Here is a 13700-nt window from a genome sequence, read left to right as displayed (position 1 = left end):
GCCTGGCGTCCGTCCGCCTGGCGTCCGCCTTCCCGATGTCCGCCCTCCTCGCGCGCGTGACACGATCGACCGGTGAGCAGCACCGTCGACACCGCCTTCCGGACCGCCCTCTACGACACCGTGGACACCGCCCTCGACACCGGTGCCTCCCTCCTCGCCGCCGACGCCTCCGCCGACGCCGAACTCGACCGGCGCGGCCGGGAGTTCGTGGCGGGAGCCTGGCAGCGCGGCTGGCAGCCCGCCGATCTCGTACGGTTCGTGCGGCGGGAGCTGGAGGACGTCCACGTACGCGTGCTGGCCGCGCTGATCCGCGCGCAGGCACCGGACGACAAGGCGCGCGGCCCCCGCTGGACCGCCCAGCTCACCGAGCTGCCCGCCGAGGCCCCGGCCCCCACCGACCGCTTCTCGTACGCCACCACGGTGCTGGAGCTCTACCGGCTCCTGCTGCGCCTGCCCTCCCTGGAACCCCTCCAGGAGCCCCGGCCGGCACCCGGCCGGAGCTCCGACTCCCGCATGCTCACCCGGATCCGCGCGCTGCTCGCCAAGGCGGAGGCCACCGGTTATCCGGAGGAGGCGGAGGCGCTCACCGCGAAGGCGCAGGAACTGATGGCCCGGCACAGCGTCGACGAGGCGCTGCTCGACGCCGGGGCCCCCGACCCGGACGCGCCCGCCGCCTGCCGGATCGGGGTCGAGCCGCCGTACGAGCAGGCCAAGGCGGTGCTGCTGGACGCGGTCGCGTCCGCCAACCACTGCCGGGCCGTCTGGAACGAGCCTTTCTGCTTCTCCACGGTCGTCGGTTTCGAGGCCGATCTGGTGGCGGTGGAGCTGCTCCACACCTCGCTGCTGGTGCAGGCGCACTCGGCGATGGTGAAGGCGGAGGCCGCGCAGCGGGCCGGCGGACGCAGGCGGACCAAGACCTTCCGGCAGTCCTTCCTCGCCGCGTACGCCCATCGGGTCGGGACGCGGCTCGCCGAGGTCGCGGCCGCCACCGAGAACGCCGCGGGCGAGGACCTGCTCCCGGTCCTCGCCACCCGGGAGGTCGCCGTCACGGCCGCGACCGACCGGCTGTTCCCGGACACGGTCACCACGAGGCTGCGCGGCGTCACCGACGAGGCGGGCTGGACCGAGGGGGCCGAGGCCGCCGACCGGGCACAGGTCGCCGCCCGGCCGCGGCTTCCGTGAGGCGGGTCAGTCGCCGGCCTGCGTGAAGGCGCCGACCGAGGCGTCCGGCGCGCCCGCGCTCTTCAGCGAGACGTCGCCGTAGGACCACGGGAAGCTCTCGGTCTTGTCGGAGCCCGGCAGGCTGAACTCCGCCGTCTTCACGGCGAGGCTCTTGTCACCGCTCTCGCCGCGGACATACGTGATCGTGAAGGTGACCGTGCCCTGTTCCGGGACGGTCACCTTCTGCTTCTGGGCGGCCGGGTCCTGCGGCACGCTCGCGGAGTCGCCGCCGGCGGAGAGGCCGACCGTGGGGAAGCCGTCCAGGGTGCACTCGGCGCCCTTGTTGGTGAGGGTGACGGTGACGTTGCCGGTGTCCCCGGCGGCGGGGGCGGCGTCGACCGGGCCGACCTCGCGGCCCAGGCCGTCGAAGGTGCAGGCGGAACCGGCGGCCGTGCCGGCGGACGCGGAGGCCTTGCTCCCGGTGTCGTCCGAGCCGCTGTCGTCGCCGCCGGAACAGGCGGTGAGCAGCAGGGCCGCGGCGAAGGCGGTGAGGGTGATCGGAACGGCGCGCATGAGAGGTCCCCTGAGGTGTGTGGCGGTGCTGGAAGGATCATCACGTACGCGCGCGGCACCTCGCCGCGCGCCCCCACCCGTGCCCGCACTCCCCGGGTGCCGTGCGCGCCGGCCGCTCGCTCAGGAACCGGCCCCGGCCGTCGGCAGCCCCGAGGGCAGCCTGCCGTCCTCCGCCTTGGTGAACGTCTCCTTGCCCGCCGCGCCCGACCAGGTCACCTTCAGGGTGTCGCCGTCGACGGAGTCGACCATGCCGGTCGTCCGGTCCTTGGAGCCGGTGGGGCACTTGAGGTAGATCATCTGCATCCCCGCCGACGCGTCGGCGGTCCCGCTGCACACGGTCCCGCCGGTGGCGAACAGGGCGGCCTGCTTCCCGGTGACGATCAGCGCGACGGATCTGCCGTCCGCCGTGGCCAGCCAGTTCCCCTCCAGCTCGTTCGACGCGGAGGCCGTGGCGCCGCCCGAGGTGCCGGTGGCCCCGCCCGTCCCGCCGGTGCCGGCGGCCGCCGTGGCGGCGCCCGCCGACGGGATCGCCGAGGAGCCGTCGTCGTCGGACCCGCCGCCGCACCCGGTGAGCGCGAGGGCGCCCGCCAGCGCCGCCACGGCCGCCACGGCCCGAACCGGCCGACGGGACGCGCCGCGTGCGTAGATCGCCGAAGTCACTGCAAGCTCCCAAGCTGTAGCCGGCCGGGCCGGAGGGGAAGGACCGCAGCAAGCTACCAGCAGCCCCGCCCGAAACCCTGGGGACGACCTGTGACCTTCCGGCACCCGCCTGTGACGCTGCCGCGCACGCCCTACCAGGAAGCCTTGCGCACCCCCGGCAGGAACCCCGCGTGCGCCTGCTCCCGCAGGCCCAGCCGGGACAGTCCGAACGCCCGGAGATAACCGCGCGGACGCCCGTCCACCTGGTCCCGGTTGCGTACGCGCGTGGCGCTCGCGTCCCTGGGCTGGCGGCCGAGTTCCCGCCGGGCGGCCAGCCGTTCGGCCTCCGTCGAGGAGGGGCGCCGCAGGATCTCCTTCAGCTCCGCTCGCCGCGCGGCGTACCGCGCCACGGTCTCCCGTCGCTGCTCGTTCTTCGCGATCTTGCTCTTCTTCGCCATCGGAACTCAGCCCCTTCAGACCCGGATGCCACGGGCGCGGATCCGCGCCACCGCCGCCTCGACGCCGATCGTGTCGACCGTCCTGATGCCGCGCGCGCTCAGCCGCAGCCGTACCCGGCGCCCCTCGCTGGGCAGCCAGTACCGCCTGGACTGGACGTTGGGGTCGAAACGGCGGGGCGTCCGCCGGTGGGAGTGCGAGATCCGGTTGCCGAACCCGGGCTGCGCTCCGGTCAGCATGCAGTGCGCGGACATGGGTGACGCACCTCTCTCTGGCAGCTATCGCTAATGGATGTCATTTTCAGTAAGATACCAGCATGGCACGCAACGAACTCCGCCCGGTCGTCAAGCTCCGGTCCACGGCGGGGACCGGCTTCACGTACGTCACTCGCAAGAACCGCCGCAACGACCCGGACCGTATGACCCTCAGGAAGTACGACCCGGTCGCCGGCCGCCACGTCGACTTCCGAGAGGAGCGCTGACCATGCGCGCGTCGATCCACCCGCCCTACGGCCCGGTCGTCTTCCGGGACCGTGCCGCGGGCTACGCCTTCCTCACCCGGTCCACCCTGTCGGCCACGGCGGGCGAGCGGACGACCGAGTGGGAGGACGGCCGCACCTACCCGGTCGTCGACGTCGAGATCTCGGACGTCAGCCACCCCTTCTACACCGGCACCGCCCGCGTCCTGGACACCGCCGGCCGCGTCGAGCGCTTCGAGCGCCGGTACGGGAAGCGGGGCGGTTCGTGAGCCTGTCCGTCGTGGTCGTCGGCGGGCTGCACGCCGACGCCCGCCGGGCGACGGTGGCCCGCCTCCTCGCCGAGGTCCCGGACGGCGTCGTCCTCCACCACGACCTGGCGACGGCCGCCGCCGGCACGGTCGTACGGACCGTCCGCGACGCCCGCGGAGTCCGCTCCGCGGGCGAGACGCCCCTGATCGACGACTGCGCCTGCTGCGCGCTGCGCGAGGACCTGGTCCCCGAACTGCGCCGGCTGGAGGACGACGGCGCCACTCGGCTCGCGATCGTCGAGCTGTGGGACTCCGTCGAGCCCAGGGCCATGACCGAGGTGGTCGCGGCCGGCGGCCTCACCGTCACCCAAGTGATCACCGCCGTCGACCCGGCGCTGCTGCTGCCGTACCTCGGCAACGGCGACGACCTCGCCGACGTGGGCCTGGCCGCGGCCGCCACCGACCGGCGGACGGTCGCCGACACCTTCGCCCGGCAGCTGGAGTACGCCCCCGTGCTGGCCGTCGTCGACTCCCCGGAGGCCGACGACGAGGACCGGGAACTGCTCGCCCAGCTGCACCCGACCGCCCGCCGTATCCCCGTTCCGGGGGAGTCGGACAGCGCGGCGGATGCATCAGCACGTGCATATGCATCCGGCACTTCTCCTCGTCCGTCCGCGCTGACGGCGGCCGCCCTCGCCGGTTTCGACGTCGAGGCGGCCGCCGCCGCACAGCACCCCGCCTGCGCGCTGCTCCCCGCCGAGGCGGACGCGCACGGGGTCGCCACCCTCGTGTGGCACCGCGACCGCCCGTTCCACCCGGAGCGGCTGTACGCGGCGCTGGAGGACCTGACCTGCGCCGCCGCCCGCAGCCGGGGCCGGTTCTGGCTCGCCGACAGGCCCGACGTACTGCTGCACTGGGACGCGGCGGGCGGCGCCCTGTGCGTGGAGCCGGCGGGCCCGTGGCTCGCCTCACTCCCGGACGCGGCGTGGGACCTGGTGCCGCCGGTGCGCCGGGCCGCCGCCGCGCTGGACTGGCACCCCGAGCACGGCGACTGCTGCCAGCACCTGGTCTTCACGTCCCCCGGCCTCGACCGCGACGGCCTCGAACGGCTGCTGGAGACCTGTCTGCTCACCGACGCCGAGTACGCCGGCGGCCGCGACGCCTGGAAGCGGCTGCCGCCCGCCTTCGACACCCTCCTGGAGGTCTGACCCCGTGCCCCGCAAGGCCGACCGCAAGCCCGCGAAGCCCCGCCCCAACCCGCTGGACCGGGCGGGTGTCGCCTACATCGACTACAAGGACACCGACCTCCTGCGGACGTTCCTGTCCGACCGCGGCAAGATCCGCAGCCGACGGGTCACCCGGGTCTCCGCACAGCAGCAGCGACTGCTGGCCCGCGCGATCAAGAACGCCCGCGAGATGGCCCTGTTGCCGTACGGCAGCCGCTGAGCTCGAGACGCTCGTCATCGTCCGAGGCGAACCGGTCGACCCGTCCGGACCGGCTGGACATCGCCCGCTTCGCGCCTCGGCCGTCCGGCCGAGGCGCGGGCGCTCTCCCGTCCGGCCGGATTCGCCCCCGTGCACGACCCTGACGGTCGTGCACGGGGGCGAGCGCTTTCCCCGCCCCTCCGCCCGGGGCAGGGGCCATTTCCGGATCCTCCGGGCGGGACCCGCGGAACCCCCACGTCCGGAGGTACGTCCACCGGATGGACCGGAGTGCTCGCGTCCGCCTTCCAGGACCGCCCGAAACGGAGGAAAACGGTGCTGGTCAGGGGGGTCGATGGAACAGGACGGGCGCGGCGGGCGTCTGTCCCTAGTGCACGAGTGGTTCGATCCGGACTACTTTCCGGCCGGGTAAAGCAGGCGTCAAAGCTGTAACCGCACCACCACCCCTCGTGCACGTGCATCTGCTCATGCAACTGCACATGAACGGGGTTATGATCCGGGACAGTTGACCACGGCACCAATGGCCACACGAGCCAGTGCACCACCAGGGAGCGACCTGTGGACCACCACGTTGACGGGGGGCACGACGTGTACAACGGCATGACGGCCACACAGCTGTACGGGGTTGCCTGGCAGAAGAGCCGGCACAGCAACTCGCAGGGATCCTGCGTGGAGTTCGCGCGACTGCCCGGCGGGGACGTGGCCGTGCGCAACTCGCGCTTCCCGGACGGCCCCGCGCTCGTCTACACGCGGGCCGAGATCGAGGCGATGCTGCTGGGCATCAAGGACGGCGAGTTCGACCACCTCATCGCGAGCTGACGCCCCGGCCGCTCGCACCGCGGGGCCGGACCGCGTCCAGCGGGGACAACGCGCGTAGAACCGCGGCGCCGAAGAGCGCCGCGGTCCGTCACGGACAGGAGCGGTCCGTCACCGGGTGGGCGTGTGCAGCCGGAACAGCGCCCAGACCACCTTGCCGCCGAGACTGCCCGACAACGGGTGCCAGCCCCAGCCGTCGGCGAAGGAGTCGACGAGGAACAGCCCCCGGCCCGACTCCGCCGAGAAGTCCTCGCCCTCCTGGGGCAGCGGGCTGTCGCGGCTGGGGTCGCGCACCGCGCACACCAGCCGCTCGGTCCACCGCAGCAGATGCAGCCGCACGGACGGGCTCTGGTCCGCCGGCAGCGGGGCCGCCTCGGGCAGCCCGTGCCGCAGGGCGTTGGTCACCAGTTCGGAGACGACCAGACAGACGTCGTCGAAGCGGTCGCCCACGTCCCACTGGCCCAGGGTTCTTCTGGTGAACCGGCGGGCCTCGCGCACCGCTTCGAAGCGGGCGGGCAGTGCGCAGGACGCGGCGTTGGACACGGCCGCGGGATCAAGCGGCGGAAGGCCCTGCCGTAACGGCTCGAGCATGGTCGATCCATTCGTCCCCATGCGAGGCACTCCCGGGATTCGCGGTCGTTGCGATGCAGCGGTGGCGCGAGACCATGGTTTCGGATGCGCACGGCGGATGCAAGGGCAGATGCACGTGCACGTGACCGAAATGGACCTTCCCGTACCGCTTCTTGGCCATTTTTTCCGCCATCTTCTCGCCGTCCGGGGCCCGTTCCCGTGCTTCTTCCCCACCCTTCCCTTGCGTAGCTCTGTGCGTATCCTTTGGCTTCTTTCCGTCTCTGTAATCGGACGAGTACTGCTCGAAGTGTTTTAGTGGCAGACTGCGGGCGCAGAGGACCGTTGGGGAGGCTGGCGAACGTGAGCGCGGGAGAGCCCGGATCGGTGGTGCGGCGGATGCTGCTCGGCTCGCAACTACGGCGACTGCGTGAGGCGCGCGGGATCACGCGGGAAGCGGCGGGTTACCACATCCGGGCGTCGGAATCGAAGATCAGCCGGATGGAACTGGGCCGGGTGAGCTTCAAGACCCGCGACGTCGAGGACCTGCTGACCCTGTACGGCATCACGGACGACATGGAGCGCCAGGCCCTCGTCGGACTCGCCCGCGAGGCCAACGTGGCCGGCTGGTGGCACAGTTACTCGGACGTCCTGCCCAACTGGTTCCCCACCTACGTCGGCCTGGAGGGCGCGGCCTCGCTGATCCGCGTCTACGAGGTGCAGTTCGTGCACGGTCTGCTCCAGACCGAGGCCTACGCCCACGCCGTCGTCTCCCGCGGGATGAAGGGCGCGAGCGCCGCCGACATCGACCGGCGCGTGGCGCTGCGCCTGGAGCGGCAGAAGTACCTCGTCGCCGAGAACGCGCCCGACTTGCACATCGTCCTCGACGAGGCCGCCCTGCGCCGGCCCTACGGCGACCGCGAGGTGATGCGCGGCCAGCTCCAGCACCTGATCGAGATCTCCGAGCGGCCCAACGTGCGGCTGCAGATCATGCCGTTCAGCTTCGGCGGGCACTCCGGCGAGTCCGGCTCCTTCACCATCCTCGGCTTCCCGGAGTCCGACCTGAAGGAGGTCGTCTACCTGGAGCAGCTCACCAGCGCCCTCTACCTCGACAAGCACGAGGACGTCGCCCAGTACGAGCACGCGCTGAAGGAGCTCCAGCAGGACAGCCCCGGACCCGACGAGAGCCGGGACCTGTTGCGTGGCCTGATCCAGCTGTCGTAGACGCCGCGCGTGGCCGGTTCCCGAGGGTTTCCCCGCGGGAATTCGGGGAAAGACCCAACCCCCTTGAAACACACGTACGATGACGCGTGATCAGATCGTGACGTCGATCGCAGCAGGGGATTGAGGGATCACATGTCGTCCTACTTCACGGACCTGGCGCAGCAGTACATCGACGGTAAGTGGCGTTCAGGGACGGGGTCCTGGGACATCATCGACTTCAACCCCTACGACGGCGAGAAGCTCGCCTCGATCACCATCGCCACCGTCGACGAGATCGACGAGGCCTACCGCGCCGCCGCCCGCGCCCAGAAGGAGTGGGCCGAGACCAACGCCTACGCCCGCCGCGCGATATTCGAGAAGGCGCTGCGCCTGGTCGAGGAGCGCGAGCAGGAGATCGCCGACGTCATCATCGCCGAGCTGGGCGGCACCCGGCTGAAGGCCGCCTTCGAACTCCACCTCGTCAAGGAGTTCCTGCGGGAATCGGTCACCCTGACGCTGCGTCCCGAGGGCCGGATCATCCCGTCGCCCGTCGACGGCAAGGAGAACCGCCTCTACCGGGTGCCGGTCGGCGTCGTGGGCGTGATCAGCCCCTTCAACTTCCCGTTCCTGCTGTCCGTGAAGTCGGTCGCCCCGGCCCTGGCGGTCGGCAACGCCGTGGTGCTCAAGCCGCACCAGAACACCCCGATCGCCGGCGGCACCCTGGTCGCCAAGCTGTTCGAGGACGCCGGGCTGCCCGCCGGTCTGCTGAACGTCGTCGTCACCGACATCGCGGAGATCGGTGACGCGTTCCTGGAGCACCCGGTGCCGCGGGTGATCTCCTTCACCGGCTCCGACAAGGTCGGCCGCCACGTGGCCACCGTCTGCGCCTCGCACTTCAAGCGCTCCGTCCTCGAACTGGGCGGCAACAGCGCGATCGTGGTCCTCGACGACGCGGACGTCGACTACGCCGTCGACGCGGCCGTCTTCAGCCGTTACGTCCACCAGGGCCAGGTCTGCATGGCCGCCAACCGCGTCCTGGTCGACCGTTCGCTCGCCGACGAGTTCACCGAGAAGTTCGTCGCCAAGGTGCGCGGCCTCAAGGCCGGCGACCCGCGCGACCCGGAGACCGTCATCGGCCCGGTGATCAACTCCCAGCAGGCGGACGCGCTCACCTCGCTCGTCGAGCAGGCGCTCGCCGAGGGCGCGACGGCCCTCCTGCACGGCCCGACCGAGGGCAACCTCGTCCGGCCGTCCGTCCTGACCGGACTGCCCGCCGACTCCGCCCTGCTCCGGCAGGAGGTCTTCGGCCCCGTCGCCTTCCTCGTCCCCTTCGACGGCGAGGAGGAGGCGCTGCGCCTGGTCAACGACACCCCGTACGGCCTCAGCGGCGCGGTCCACACCGGGAGCACCGAGCGGGGCGTCGCCTTCGCCAAGCAGGTCGACAGCGGCATGTTCCACGTGAACGACGGCACCGTCCACGACGAGCCGATCGTGCCCTTCGGCGGCGAGAAGAACTCCGGCGTCGGACGCCTCAACGGCGAGACGACCCTGGAGTCCTTCACCACCACCAAGTGGATCTCGGTGCAGCACGGCCGCAGCCGCTTCCCCTTCTGAGCCGAGTGCCGGCCCACGGGCCCCGGGCCATAACCTGGGGCCCATGTCAGCAATCCGTCTTCTCGTGCTGGGCGCGGTGCGCCTGCACGGGCGGGCCCACGGCTACCAGGTCCGCGGTGACCTGGAGTACTGGGGCGCCCACGAGTGGTCCAACGCCAAGCCGGGCTCGATCTACCACGCCCTGCGGCAACTGGCGAAACAGGGGCTGCTGCACGAGCACGAGACGGCCCCCTCCACGGCCGGCGGCCCGCCCCGCACCGAGTACGAGATCACCGAGGCGGGCAACGAGGAGTACTTCCGCCTGCTGCGCGAGGCGCTGACCTCCTACGACCAGAGGACCGACGTCAAGTCGGCGGCCATCGGCTTCGTCGTCGACCTGCCCCGCGCCGAGGCCGTGACCCTGCTCAGGGAGCGGATCCGCCGCATCGAACGGTGGCGCTCCACCGTCGTCCAGCACTACGACCCCGCGGGCGGCCCCCAGCAGGTCGGCCACATCGGCGAGATCATGAACCTCTGGGTGCACACGGCCGACGCGGAGGCCGAGTGGACCCACGGCCTGATCGACCGCATCGAGTCCGGCGCCTACACCTTCGCAGGCGAGGGAGAGCCCTTCGCCGACGTCCTGCCGGACTAGGGGACTTTCGAAACACCCCCTAGTGGTGGAAGCTGGTCGCCGCGCTCTTGTCGCGGTCCAGCGGGCCCGACTGGCGGCGCAGCTCCGGCAGGAGCCGGGTGAGGTCCTCCACGAACAGGTCCGCGAGGTCCTCGGAGAAGCCGTTGCGGCACACCACCCGCAGCACGGACAGGTCCTCCCGGTTCGGCGGGAAGGTGTACGCCGGGAGCAGCCAGCCGCTCTCCCGCATCCGCCGCGACACGTCGAACACGTCGAACGAGGTGACGTCCGGCGCCGTCGTGAAGGCGAAGACGGGCAGCTCGTCGCCCCGGGTGAGCAGCCGGAAGTCACTGAGGGCCTCCACCCTGTCGGCGATGCCCCGGGCCACGTCACGGGTGGTCTGCTGCACCGTCCTGAAGCCCGCACGGCCCAGCCGGACCAGCGTGTAGTACTGGGCGACCACCTGGGCGCCGGGCCGGGAGAAGTTCAGCGCGAACGTCGGCATGTCGCCGCCCAGGTAGTTGACCCGGAACACCAGTTCCTCGGGCAGCGCCTCCTTGTCGCGCCACAGCGCCCAGCCGACGCCGGGGTAGACCAGCCCGTACTTGTGTCCGGAGGTGTTGATCGACGCCACGCGCGGGAGGCGGAAGTCCCACACCAGGTCCTCGTCGAGGAAGGGGGCGACCATCGCGCCGGACGCGCCGTCCACATGGACCGGGACGTCGAGGCCGGTGCGCTCCTGGAGGGCGTCCAGGGCCGCGCACAGCTCGGCGATCGGCTCGTAGGACCCGTCGAAGGTGGAGCCCAGGATGCCGACGACCCCGATGGTGTTCTCGTCGCACCGGTCGGCGGCGGCCTGCGGGTCCAGGTGGTAGCGCTCGCCCTCCATGGGGATCAGCCGGGGCTCGACCTCCCAGAAGTTGCAGAACTTCTCCCAGCAGACCTGGACGTTGACGCCCATCACCAGGTTGGGCCGGGCCCGGGAGTCGGGACGGCGCTTGCTCCAGCGGCGCTTGAGCGCCATCCCGGCCAGCATGCACGCCTCGCTGGACCCGGTCGTCGAACAGCCCACGGCCGCGGACGGGTCCGGCGCGTTCCACAGGTCGGCGAGCATCGCCACACAGCGCCGCTCCAGCTCGGCGGTGCGCGGGTACTCGTCCTTGTCGATCATGTTCTTGTCGCGGCACTCCGCCATCAGCACCCCGGCCTGCGGCTCCATCCAGGTGGTGACGAAGGTCGCCAGGTTGAGCCGGGAGTTGCCGTCCAGCATCAGCTCGTCGTGCACCAGCTGGTAGGCCGCCGTCGGCGCCAGCGGGTTGTCGGGCAGCCGGTGCTTGGGCGGGGCCTCGGTCATACCGCTGACGGGATTGGCCTCGCCGTAGAACGGGTTCAGGGACAGCGGGCGCTCGTCGGGCTTCTCGGGACCTTTGTGCAACGCCATGGGGGCCTCCTGAAAGGGCGAACGGGTGGCGGCGGACCGGAGTTCCGTCCGCACCGGAGGGCGGCGCCCGGACGGGGCCTCGGCGGCCCGGGCCCCGTGGGCCCGGGCCCACGGGGCCACGATAAGCGGACGAAACGGGCATGACATCCGGGCGGGTGACAGCCTGTGACGGGACGCCCGCCAGAGACGCCGCCCGGCACCGCGCCCCGGGCTTGCACCTCACCCGACGTGAGGCCCCACCGTGGAACCCGAACGGACGCACACGGAAGGAGCGGAGGACGTGAGCTACTCCGTGGGACAGGTCGCCGGATTCGCCGGCATCACGGTGCGCACCCTGCACCACTACGACGAGATCGGCCTGCTCGTGCCCGGCGACCGCAGCCACGCGGGCCACCGGCGCTACGACGACGCCGACCTCGACCGGCTCCAGCAGATCCTGTTCTACCGCGAGCTCGGCTTCCCGCTCGAAGAGGTCGCCGCCCTGCTCGACGACCCGGCCGCGGACCCGCGCGCGCAGCTGCGCCGGCAGCACGCCCTGCTGACCGCCCGGATCGAGCAGCTCCAGAAGATGGCGGCGGCCGTCGAACACGCCATGGAGGCACGCACGATGGGCATCAACCTCACACCCGAGGAGAAGTTCGAGGTCTTCGGCGACAAGGACCCCGAGCAGTACGCCGAGGAGGCGGAGGCGCGCTGGGGCGGCACCGAGACCTACGCCGAGTCGCAGCGCCGCGCCGCCCGCTACACCAAGGAGGACTGGAAACGCATCCAGGCCGAGGTCGACGCCTGGAAAGAGCGGTACGCCGCCCTGATGGCCGCCGGGGAGCCGCCCACCGGGGAGGCCGCCATGGACCTGGCCGAGGAGCACCGGCGCCACATCGGCACCTGGTACTTCGACTGCTCCTACGAGATGCACCGCGGCCTGGGCCAGATGTACGTCTCCGACGAGCGCTTCAAGGCGTTCTACGACTCCGTGCGGCCCGGCCTCGCCGAGCATCTGGAGGCGGCCGTCCGGGCGAACGCGGACCGCCGGGGCTGACGCCCGCCCGGCCCGGGGCCTCAGTCCCGGGCCAGGACCACCGCGGTCCCGTACGCGCACACCTCGGTGCCCACGTCCGCCGCCTCGGTCACGTCGAAGCGGAACATCAGCACGGCGTTGGCTCCCCGCGCGCTTGCCTGCTCGACGAGCCGCTCCATCGCCTGGTTGCGGGTCTGCACCAGGGTCTTGGTCAGCCCCTTGAGCTCACCGCCGATCATCGACTTCAGGCCTGCGCCGATCTGGCTGCCGATGTGCCGTGAGCGCACGGTCAGCCCGAAGACCTCGCCGAGGACCTCCTGCACCCGGAAACCGGGCACGTCGTTGGTGGTGACGACCAGTACGTCCGGCTCCGGCCCCTGGCCGCCGCCGAAATCATCGATGCCCATGTGCACAGCTTTGACCGGGGAGGGGCACAGTGCATCCTGGGGGAAGCCCTGGGAACCTGGTCCTGCGGCGCCGCGTTGATAGTTTGGGGCGGTCCCGCCGCCGCACCGACCGCCCTCACCCCTCAGGAGCCCGGAACCGTGACGACCCTTGCCCTCGGACCGAGCTGGCTGGACCCCGACTACCTGCTCGACACGTTCGGCATCTGGGGTCTGCTGCTCATCGTCTTCGCGGAGTCCGGCCTGCTCATCGGGTTCTTCCTGCCCGGCGACTCGCTGCTGTTCACCGCCGGCCTGCTGATCACCTCCGACCAGCTCGACTTCCCGCTGTGGGGCGCCATCGCGCTGATCTGTGTCGCCGCGATCCTGGGCGACCAGGCGGGCTACATGTTCGGCAAGAAGGTGGGCCCCTCCCTCTTCAGCCGCCCGGACTCCCGCCTGTTCAAGCAGGAGAACGTCACCAAGGCGCACGAGTTCTTCGAGAAGCACGGTCCGAAGTCCCTGATCCTGGCCCGCTTCGTGCCCATCGTGCGGACGTTCACGCCGATCATCGCCGGCGTCAGCGGCATGAAGTACCGCTCGTTCCTGATCTTCAACATCGTCGGTGGCGTCCTGTGGGGCGCGGGCGTGACCCTCCTCGGCTCCTGGCTCGGCAACATCGAGTTCGTCAAGAAGAACGTCGAGGCGATCCTCATCCTGATCGTCCTCCTCTCGGTGGTCCCGATCGTCATCGAGTTCCTGAGGGCCCGCTCCCAGGCCAAGAAGAACCCGCCCCAGCAGCAGCCCCAGCAGCAGCCCCAGCAGCAGCCCCAGCCGCAGCAGCAGCCCCAGCAGCCCCCGTACCCGGTCATGGACGACGCGACGACCCAGCTGCGCCGCATCGACGACCAGCAGCCGCCGCGGAACGACTACTACGCCCAGCCCCAGCCCCAGCCCTACGGCAACGACTACTACGGCGGCCAGCAGCAGTACCCCCAGCAGCCCTACCCGCACAACCAGAACCAGGGCTACTGACAGCGCTCCCGA

General features: G+C 71.4%; 18 protein-coding genes. 11 read left to right on the top strand and 7 right to left on the bottom strand.

Annotation, left to right across the window (positions count from 1 at the left end):
• Nucleotides 1-72: 72 nt before the first annotated feature.
• Nucleotides 73-1182 (top strand): DUF2786 domain-containing protein, encoded by a 1110-nt coding sequence (locus tag U5640_RS19620; RefSeq protein ID WP_340377059.1) that lies wholly within the window; start codon nt 73-75, stop codon nt 1180-1182.
• Between the two features lie 6 nt (nt 1183-1188).
• On the opposite strand, the gene U5640_RS19615 is transcribed toward U5640_RS19620, so the two are convergent.
• From U5640_RS19615 to rpmB, 4 genes are all read right to left on the bottom strand, one after another.
• Entirely contained in the window at nt 1189-1734 is a 546-nt protein-coding gene (locus U5640_RS19615) for a DUF4232 domain-containing protein (protein WP_340377058.1), read from the bottom strand.
• A gap of 120 nt (nt 1735-1854) precedes the next feature.
• The gene (locus U5640_RS19610) at nt 1855-2394 is read right to left on the bottom strand and encodes a hypothetical protein (protein ID WP_340377057.1); all 540 of its coding nucleotides are present in this window, start codon (nt 2392-2394) and stop codon (nt 1855-1857) included.
• A gap of 131 nt (nt 2395-2525) precedes the next feature.
• Nucleotides 2526-2831, bottom strand: coding sequence for a 30S ribosomal protein S14 (gene rpsN, locus U5640_RS19605; protein WP_340377056.1), 306 nt, complete (start codon nt 2829-2831; stop codon nt 2526-2528).
• A gap of 15 nt (nt 2832-2846) precedes the next feature.
• The gene (rpmB, locus tag U5640_RS19600; protein WP_340377055.1) at nt 2847-3083 is read right to left on the bottom strand and encodes a 50S ribosomal protein L28; all 237 of its coding nucleotides are present in this window, start codon (nt 3081-3083) and stop codon (nt 2847-2849) included.
• A gap of 62 nt (nt 3084-3145) precedes the next feature.
• Between rpmB and rpmG the strand changes: the two genes are divergently transcribed.
• The 5 genes from rpmG to U5640_RS19575 all read left to right on the top strand — a co-directional run bounded on the left by rpmG (nt 3146) and on the right by U5640_RS19575 (nt 5817).
• Nucleotides 3146-3310 (top strand): 50S ribosomal protein L33, encoded by a 165-nt coding sequence (rpmG, locus tag U5640_RS19595; RefSeq protein ID WP_037717627.1) that lies wholly within the window; start codon nt 3146-3148, stop codon nt 3308-3310.
• 2 nt (nt 3311-3312) lie between these two features.
• A complete protein-coding gene (locus U5640_RS19590) occupies nt 3313-3576 on the top strand; it encodes a type B 50S ribosomal protein L31 (RefSeq protein WP_340377054.1) in 264 nt (87 codons plus the stop codon).
• Entirely contained in the window at nt 3573-4763 is a 1191-nt protein-coding gene (locus U5640_RS19585) for a GTP-binding protein (protein ID WP_340377053.1), read from the top strand. Before U5640_RS19590 ends, U5640_RS19585 begins: the two co-directional genes overlap by 4 nt.
• Before the next feature lie 4 nt (nt 4764-4767).
• Nucleotides 4768-5001: a 30S ribosomal protein S18 gene (gene rpsR / locus U5640_RS19580; RefSeq protein ID WP_340377052.1), complete on the top strand. Its 234-nt coding sequence runs from the start codon at nt 4768-4770 to the stop codon at nt 4999-5001.
• A gap of 597 nt (nt 5002-5598) precedes the next feature.
• Complete coding sequence (locus U5640_RS19575; RefSeq protein WP_052183895.1) at nt 5599-5817, top strand: DUF397 domain-containing protein; 219 nt, start codon at nt 5599-5601, stop codon at nt 5815-5817.
• Between the two features lie 108 nt (nt 5818-5925).
• On the opposite strand, the gene U5640_RS19570 is transcribed toward U5640_RS19575, so the two are convergent.
• Entirely contained in the window at nt 5926-6405 is a 480-nt protein-coding gene (locus U5640_RS19570; RefSeq protein ID WP_340377051.1) for an ATP-binding protein, read from the bottom strand.
• A gap of 375 nt (nt 6406-6780) precedes the next feature.
• On the opposite strand from U5640_RS19570, the gene U5640_RS19565 reads away from it, so the two are divergent.
• From U5640_RS19565 to U5640_RS19555, 3 genes are all read left to right on the top strand, one after another.
• Entirely contained in the window at nt 6781-7605 is an 825-nt protein-coding gene (locus tag U5640_RS19565; RefSeq protein WP_340385210.1) for a helix-turn-helix transcriptional regulator, read from the top strand.
• 132 nt (nt 7606-7737) lie between these two features.
• Nucleotides 7738-9198: an aldehyde dehydrogenase family protein gene (locus tag U5640_RS19560; protein WP_340377050.1), complete on the top strand. Its 1461-nt coding sequence runs from the start codon at nt 7738-7740 to the stop codon at nt 9196-9198.
• Between the two features lie 43 nt (nt 9199-9241).
• On the top strand, nt 9242-9832 hold the full coding sequence (locus U5640_RS19555; RefSeq protein WP_340377049.1) for a PadR family transcriptional regulator: 591 nt from the start codon (nt 9242-9244) through the stop codon (nt 9830-9832).
• Between the two features lie 19 nt (nt 9833-9851).
• On the opposite strand, the gene U5640_RS19550 is transcribed toward U5640_RS19555, so the two are convergent.
• A complete protein-coding gene (locus tag U5640_RS19550) occupies nt 9852-11252 on the bottom strand; it encodes a glutamate decarboxylase (protein WP_340377048.1) in 1401 nt (466 codons plus the stop codon).
• Between the two features lie 280 nt (nt 11253-11532).
• Here U5640_RS19550 and U5640_RS19545 point away from each other — a divergent pair, with 280 nt between their 5' ends.
• Nucleotides 11533-12291 carry a MerR family transcriptional regulator gene (locus U5640_RS19545; protein ID WP_340377047.1) on the top strand — a complete coding sequence of 253 codons (759 nt, stop codon included), beginning with the start codon at nt 11533-11535 and terminating at the stop codon, nt 12289-12291.
• 20 nt (nt 12292-12311) lie between these two features.
• On the opposite strand, the gene U5640_RS19540 is transcribed toward U5640_RS19545, so the two are convergent.
• Nucleotides 12312-12677: a YbjQ family protein gene (locus U5640_RS19540; RefSeq protein WP_340377046.1), complete on the bottom strand. Its 366-nt coding sequence runs from the start codon at nt 12675-12677 to the stop codon at nt 12312-12314.
• A gap of 138 nt (nt 12678-12815) precedes the next feature.
• On the opposite strand from U5640_RS19540, the gene U5640_RS19535 reads away from it, so the two are divergent.
• Complete coding sequence (locus U5640_RS19535; protein WP_340377045.1) at nt 12816-13688, top strand: VTT domain-containing protein; 873 nt, start codon at nt 12816-12818, stop codon at nt 13686-13688.
• The last annotated feature ends 12 nt before the right edge of the window (nt 13689-13700 follow it).

It is taken from the genome of Streptomyces sp. SS7, assembly GCF_037993025.1.
GTDB lineage: Bacteria > Actinomycetota > Actinomycetes > Streptomycetales > Streptomycetaceae > Streptomyces.
This window is presented reverse-complemented; position numbering and strand designations above follow the sequence as displayed.

Bases quoted from the DNA above. Each gene is read 5' to 3' on its own strand.
- U5640_RS19550 (WP_340377048.1), bottom strand. From the start codon at position 11,252: ATGGCGTTGCACAAAGGTCCCGAGAAGCCCGACGAGCGCCCGCTGTCC.
- U5640_RS19555 (WP_340377049.1), top strand. From the start codon at position 9,242: ATGTCAGCAATCCGTCTTCTCGTGCTGGGCGCGGTGCGCCTGCACGGG.
- U5640_RS19615 (WP_340377058.1), bottom strand. From the start codon at position 1,734: ATGCGCGCCGTTCCGATCACCCTCACCGCCTTCGCCGCGGCCCTGCTG.
- U5640_RS19560 (WP_340377050.1), top strand. From the start codon at position 7,738: ATGTCGTCCTACTTCACGGACCTGGCGCAGCAGTACATCGACGGTAAG.
- U5640_RS19590 (WP_340377054.1), top strand. From the start codon at position 3,313: ATGCGCGCGTCGATCCACCCGCCCTACGGCCCGGTCGTCTTCCGGGAC.
- U5640_RS19540 (WP_340377046.1), bottom strand. From the start codon at position 12,677: ATGGGCATCGATGATTTCGGCGGCGGCCAGGGGCCGGAGCCGGACGTA.
- rpmG (WP_037717627.1), top strand. From the start codon at position 3,146: ATGGCACGCAACGAACTCCGCCCGGTCGTCAAGCTCCGGTCCACGGCG.
- U5640_RS19575 (WP_052183895.1), top strand. From the start codon at position 5,599: ATGACGGCCACACAGCTGTACGGGGTTGCCTGGCAGAAGAGCCGGCAC.
- rpsN (WP_340377056.1), bottom strand. From the start codon at position 2,831: ATGGCGAAGAAGAGCAAGATCGCGAAGAACGAGCAGCGACGGGAGACC.
- rpmB (WP_340377055.1), bottom strand. From the start codon at position 3,083: ATGTCCGCGCACTGCATGCTGACCGGAGCGCAGCCCGGGTTCGGCAAC.
- U5640_RS19570 (WP_340377051.1), bottom strand. From the start codon at position 6,405: ATGCTCGAGCCGTTACGGCAGGGCCTTCCGCCGCTTGATCCCGCGGCC.
- U5640_RS19565 (WP_340385210.1), top strand. From the start codon at position 6,781: ATGCTGCTCGGCTCGCAACTACGGCGACTGCGTGAGGCGCGCGGGATC.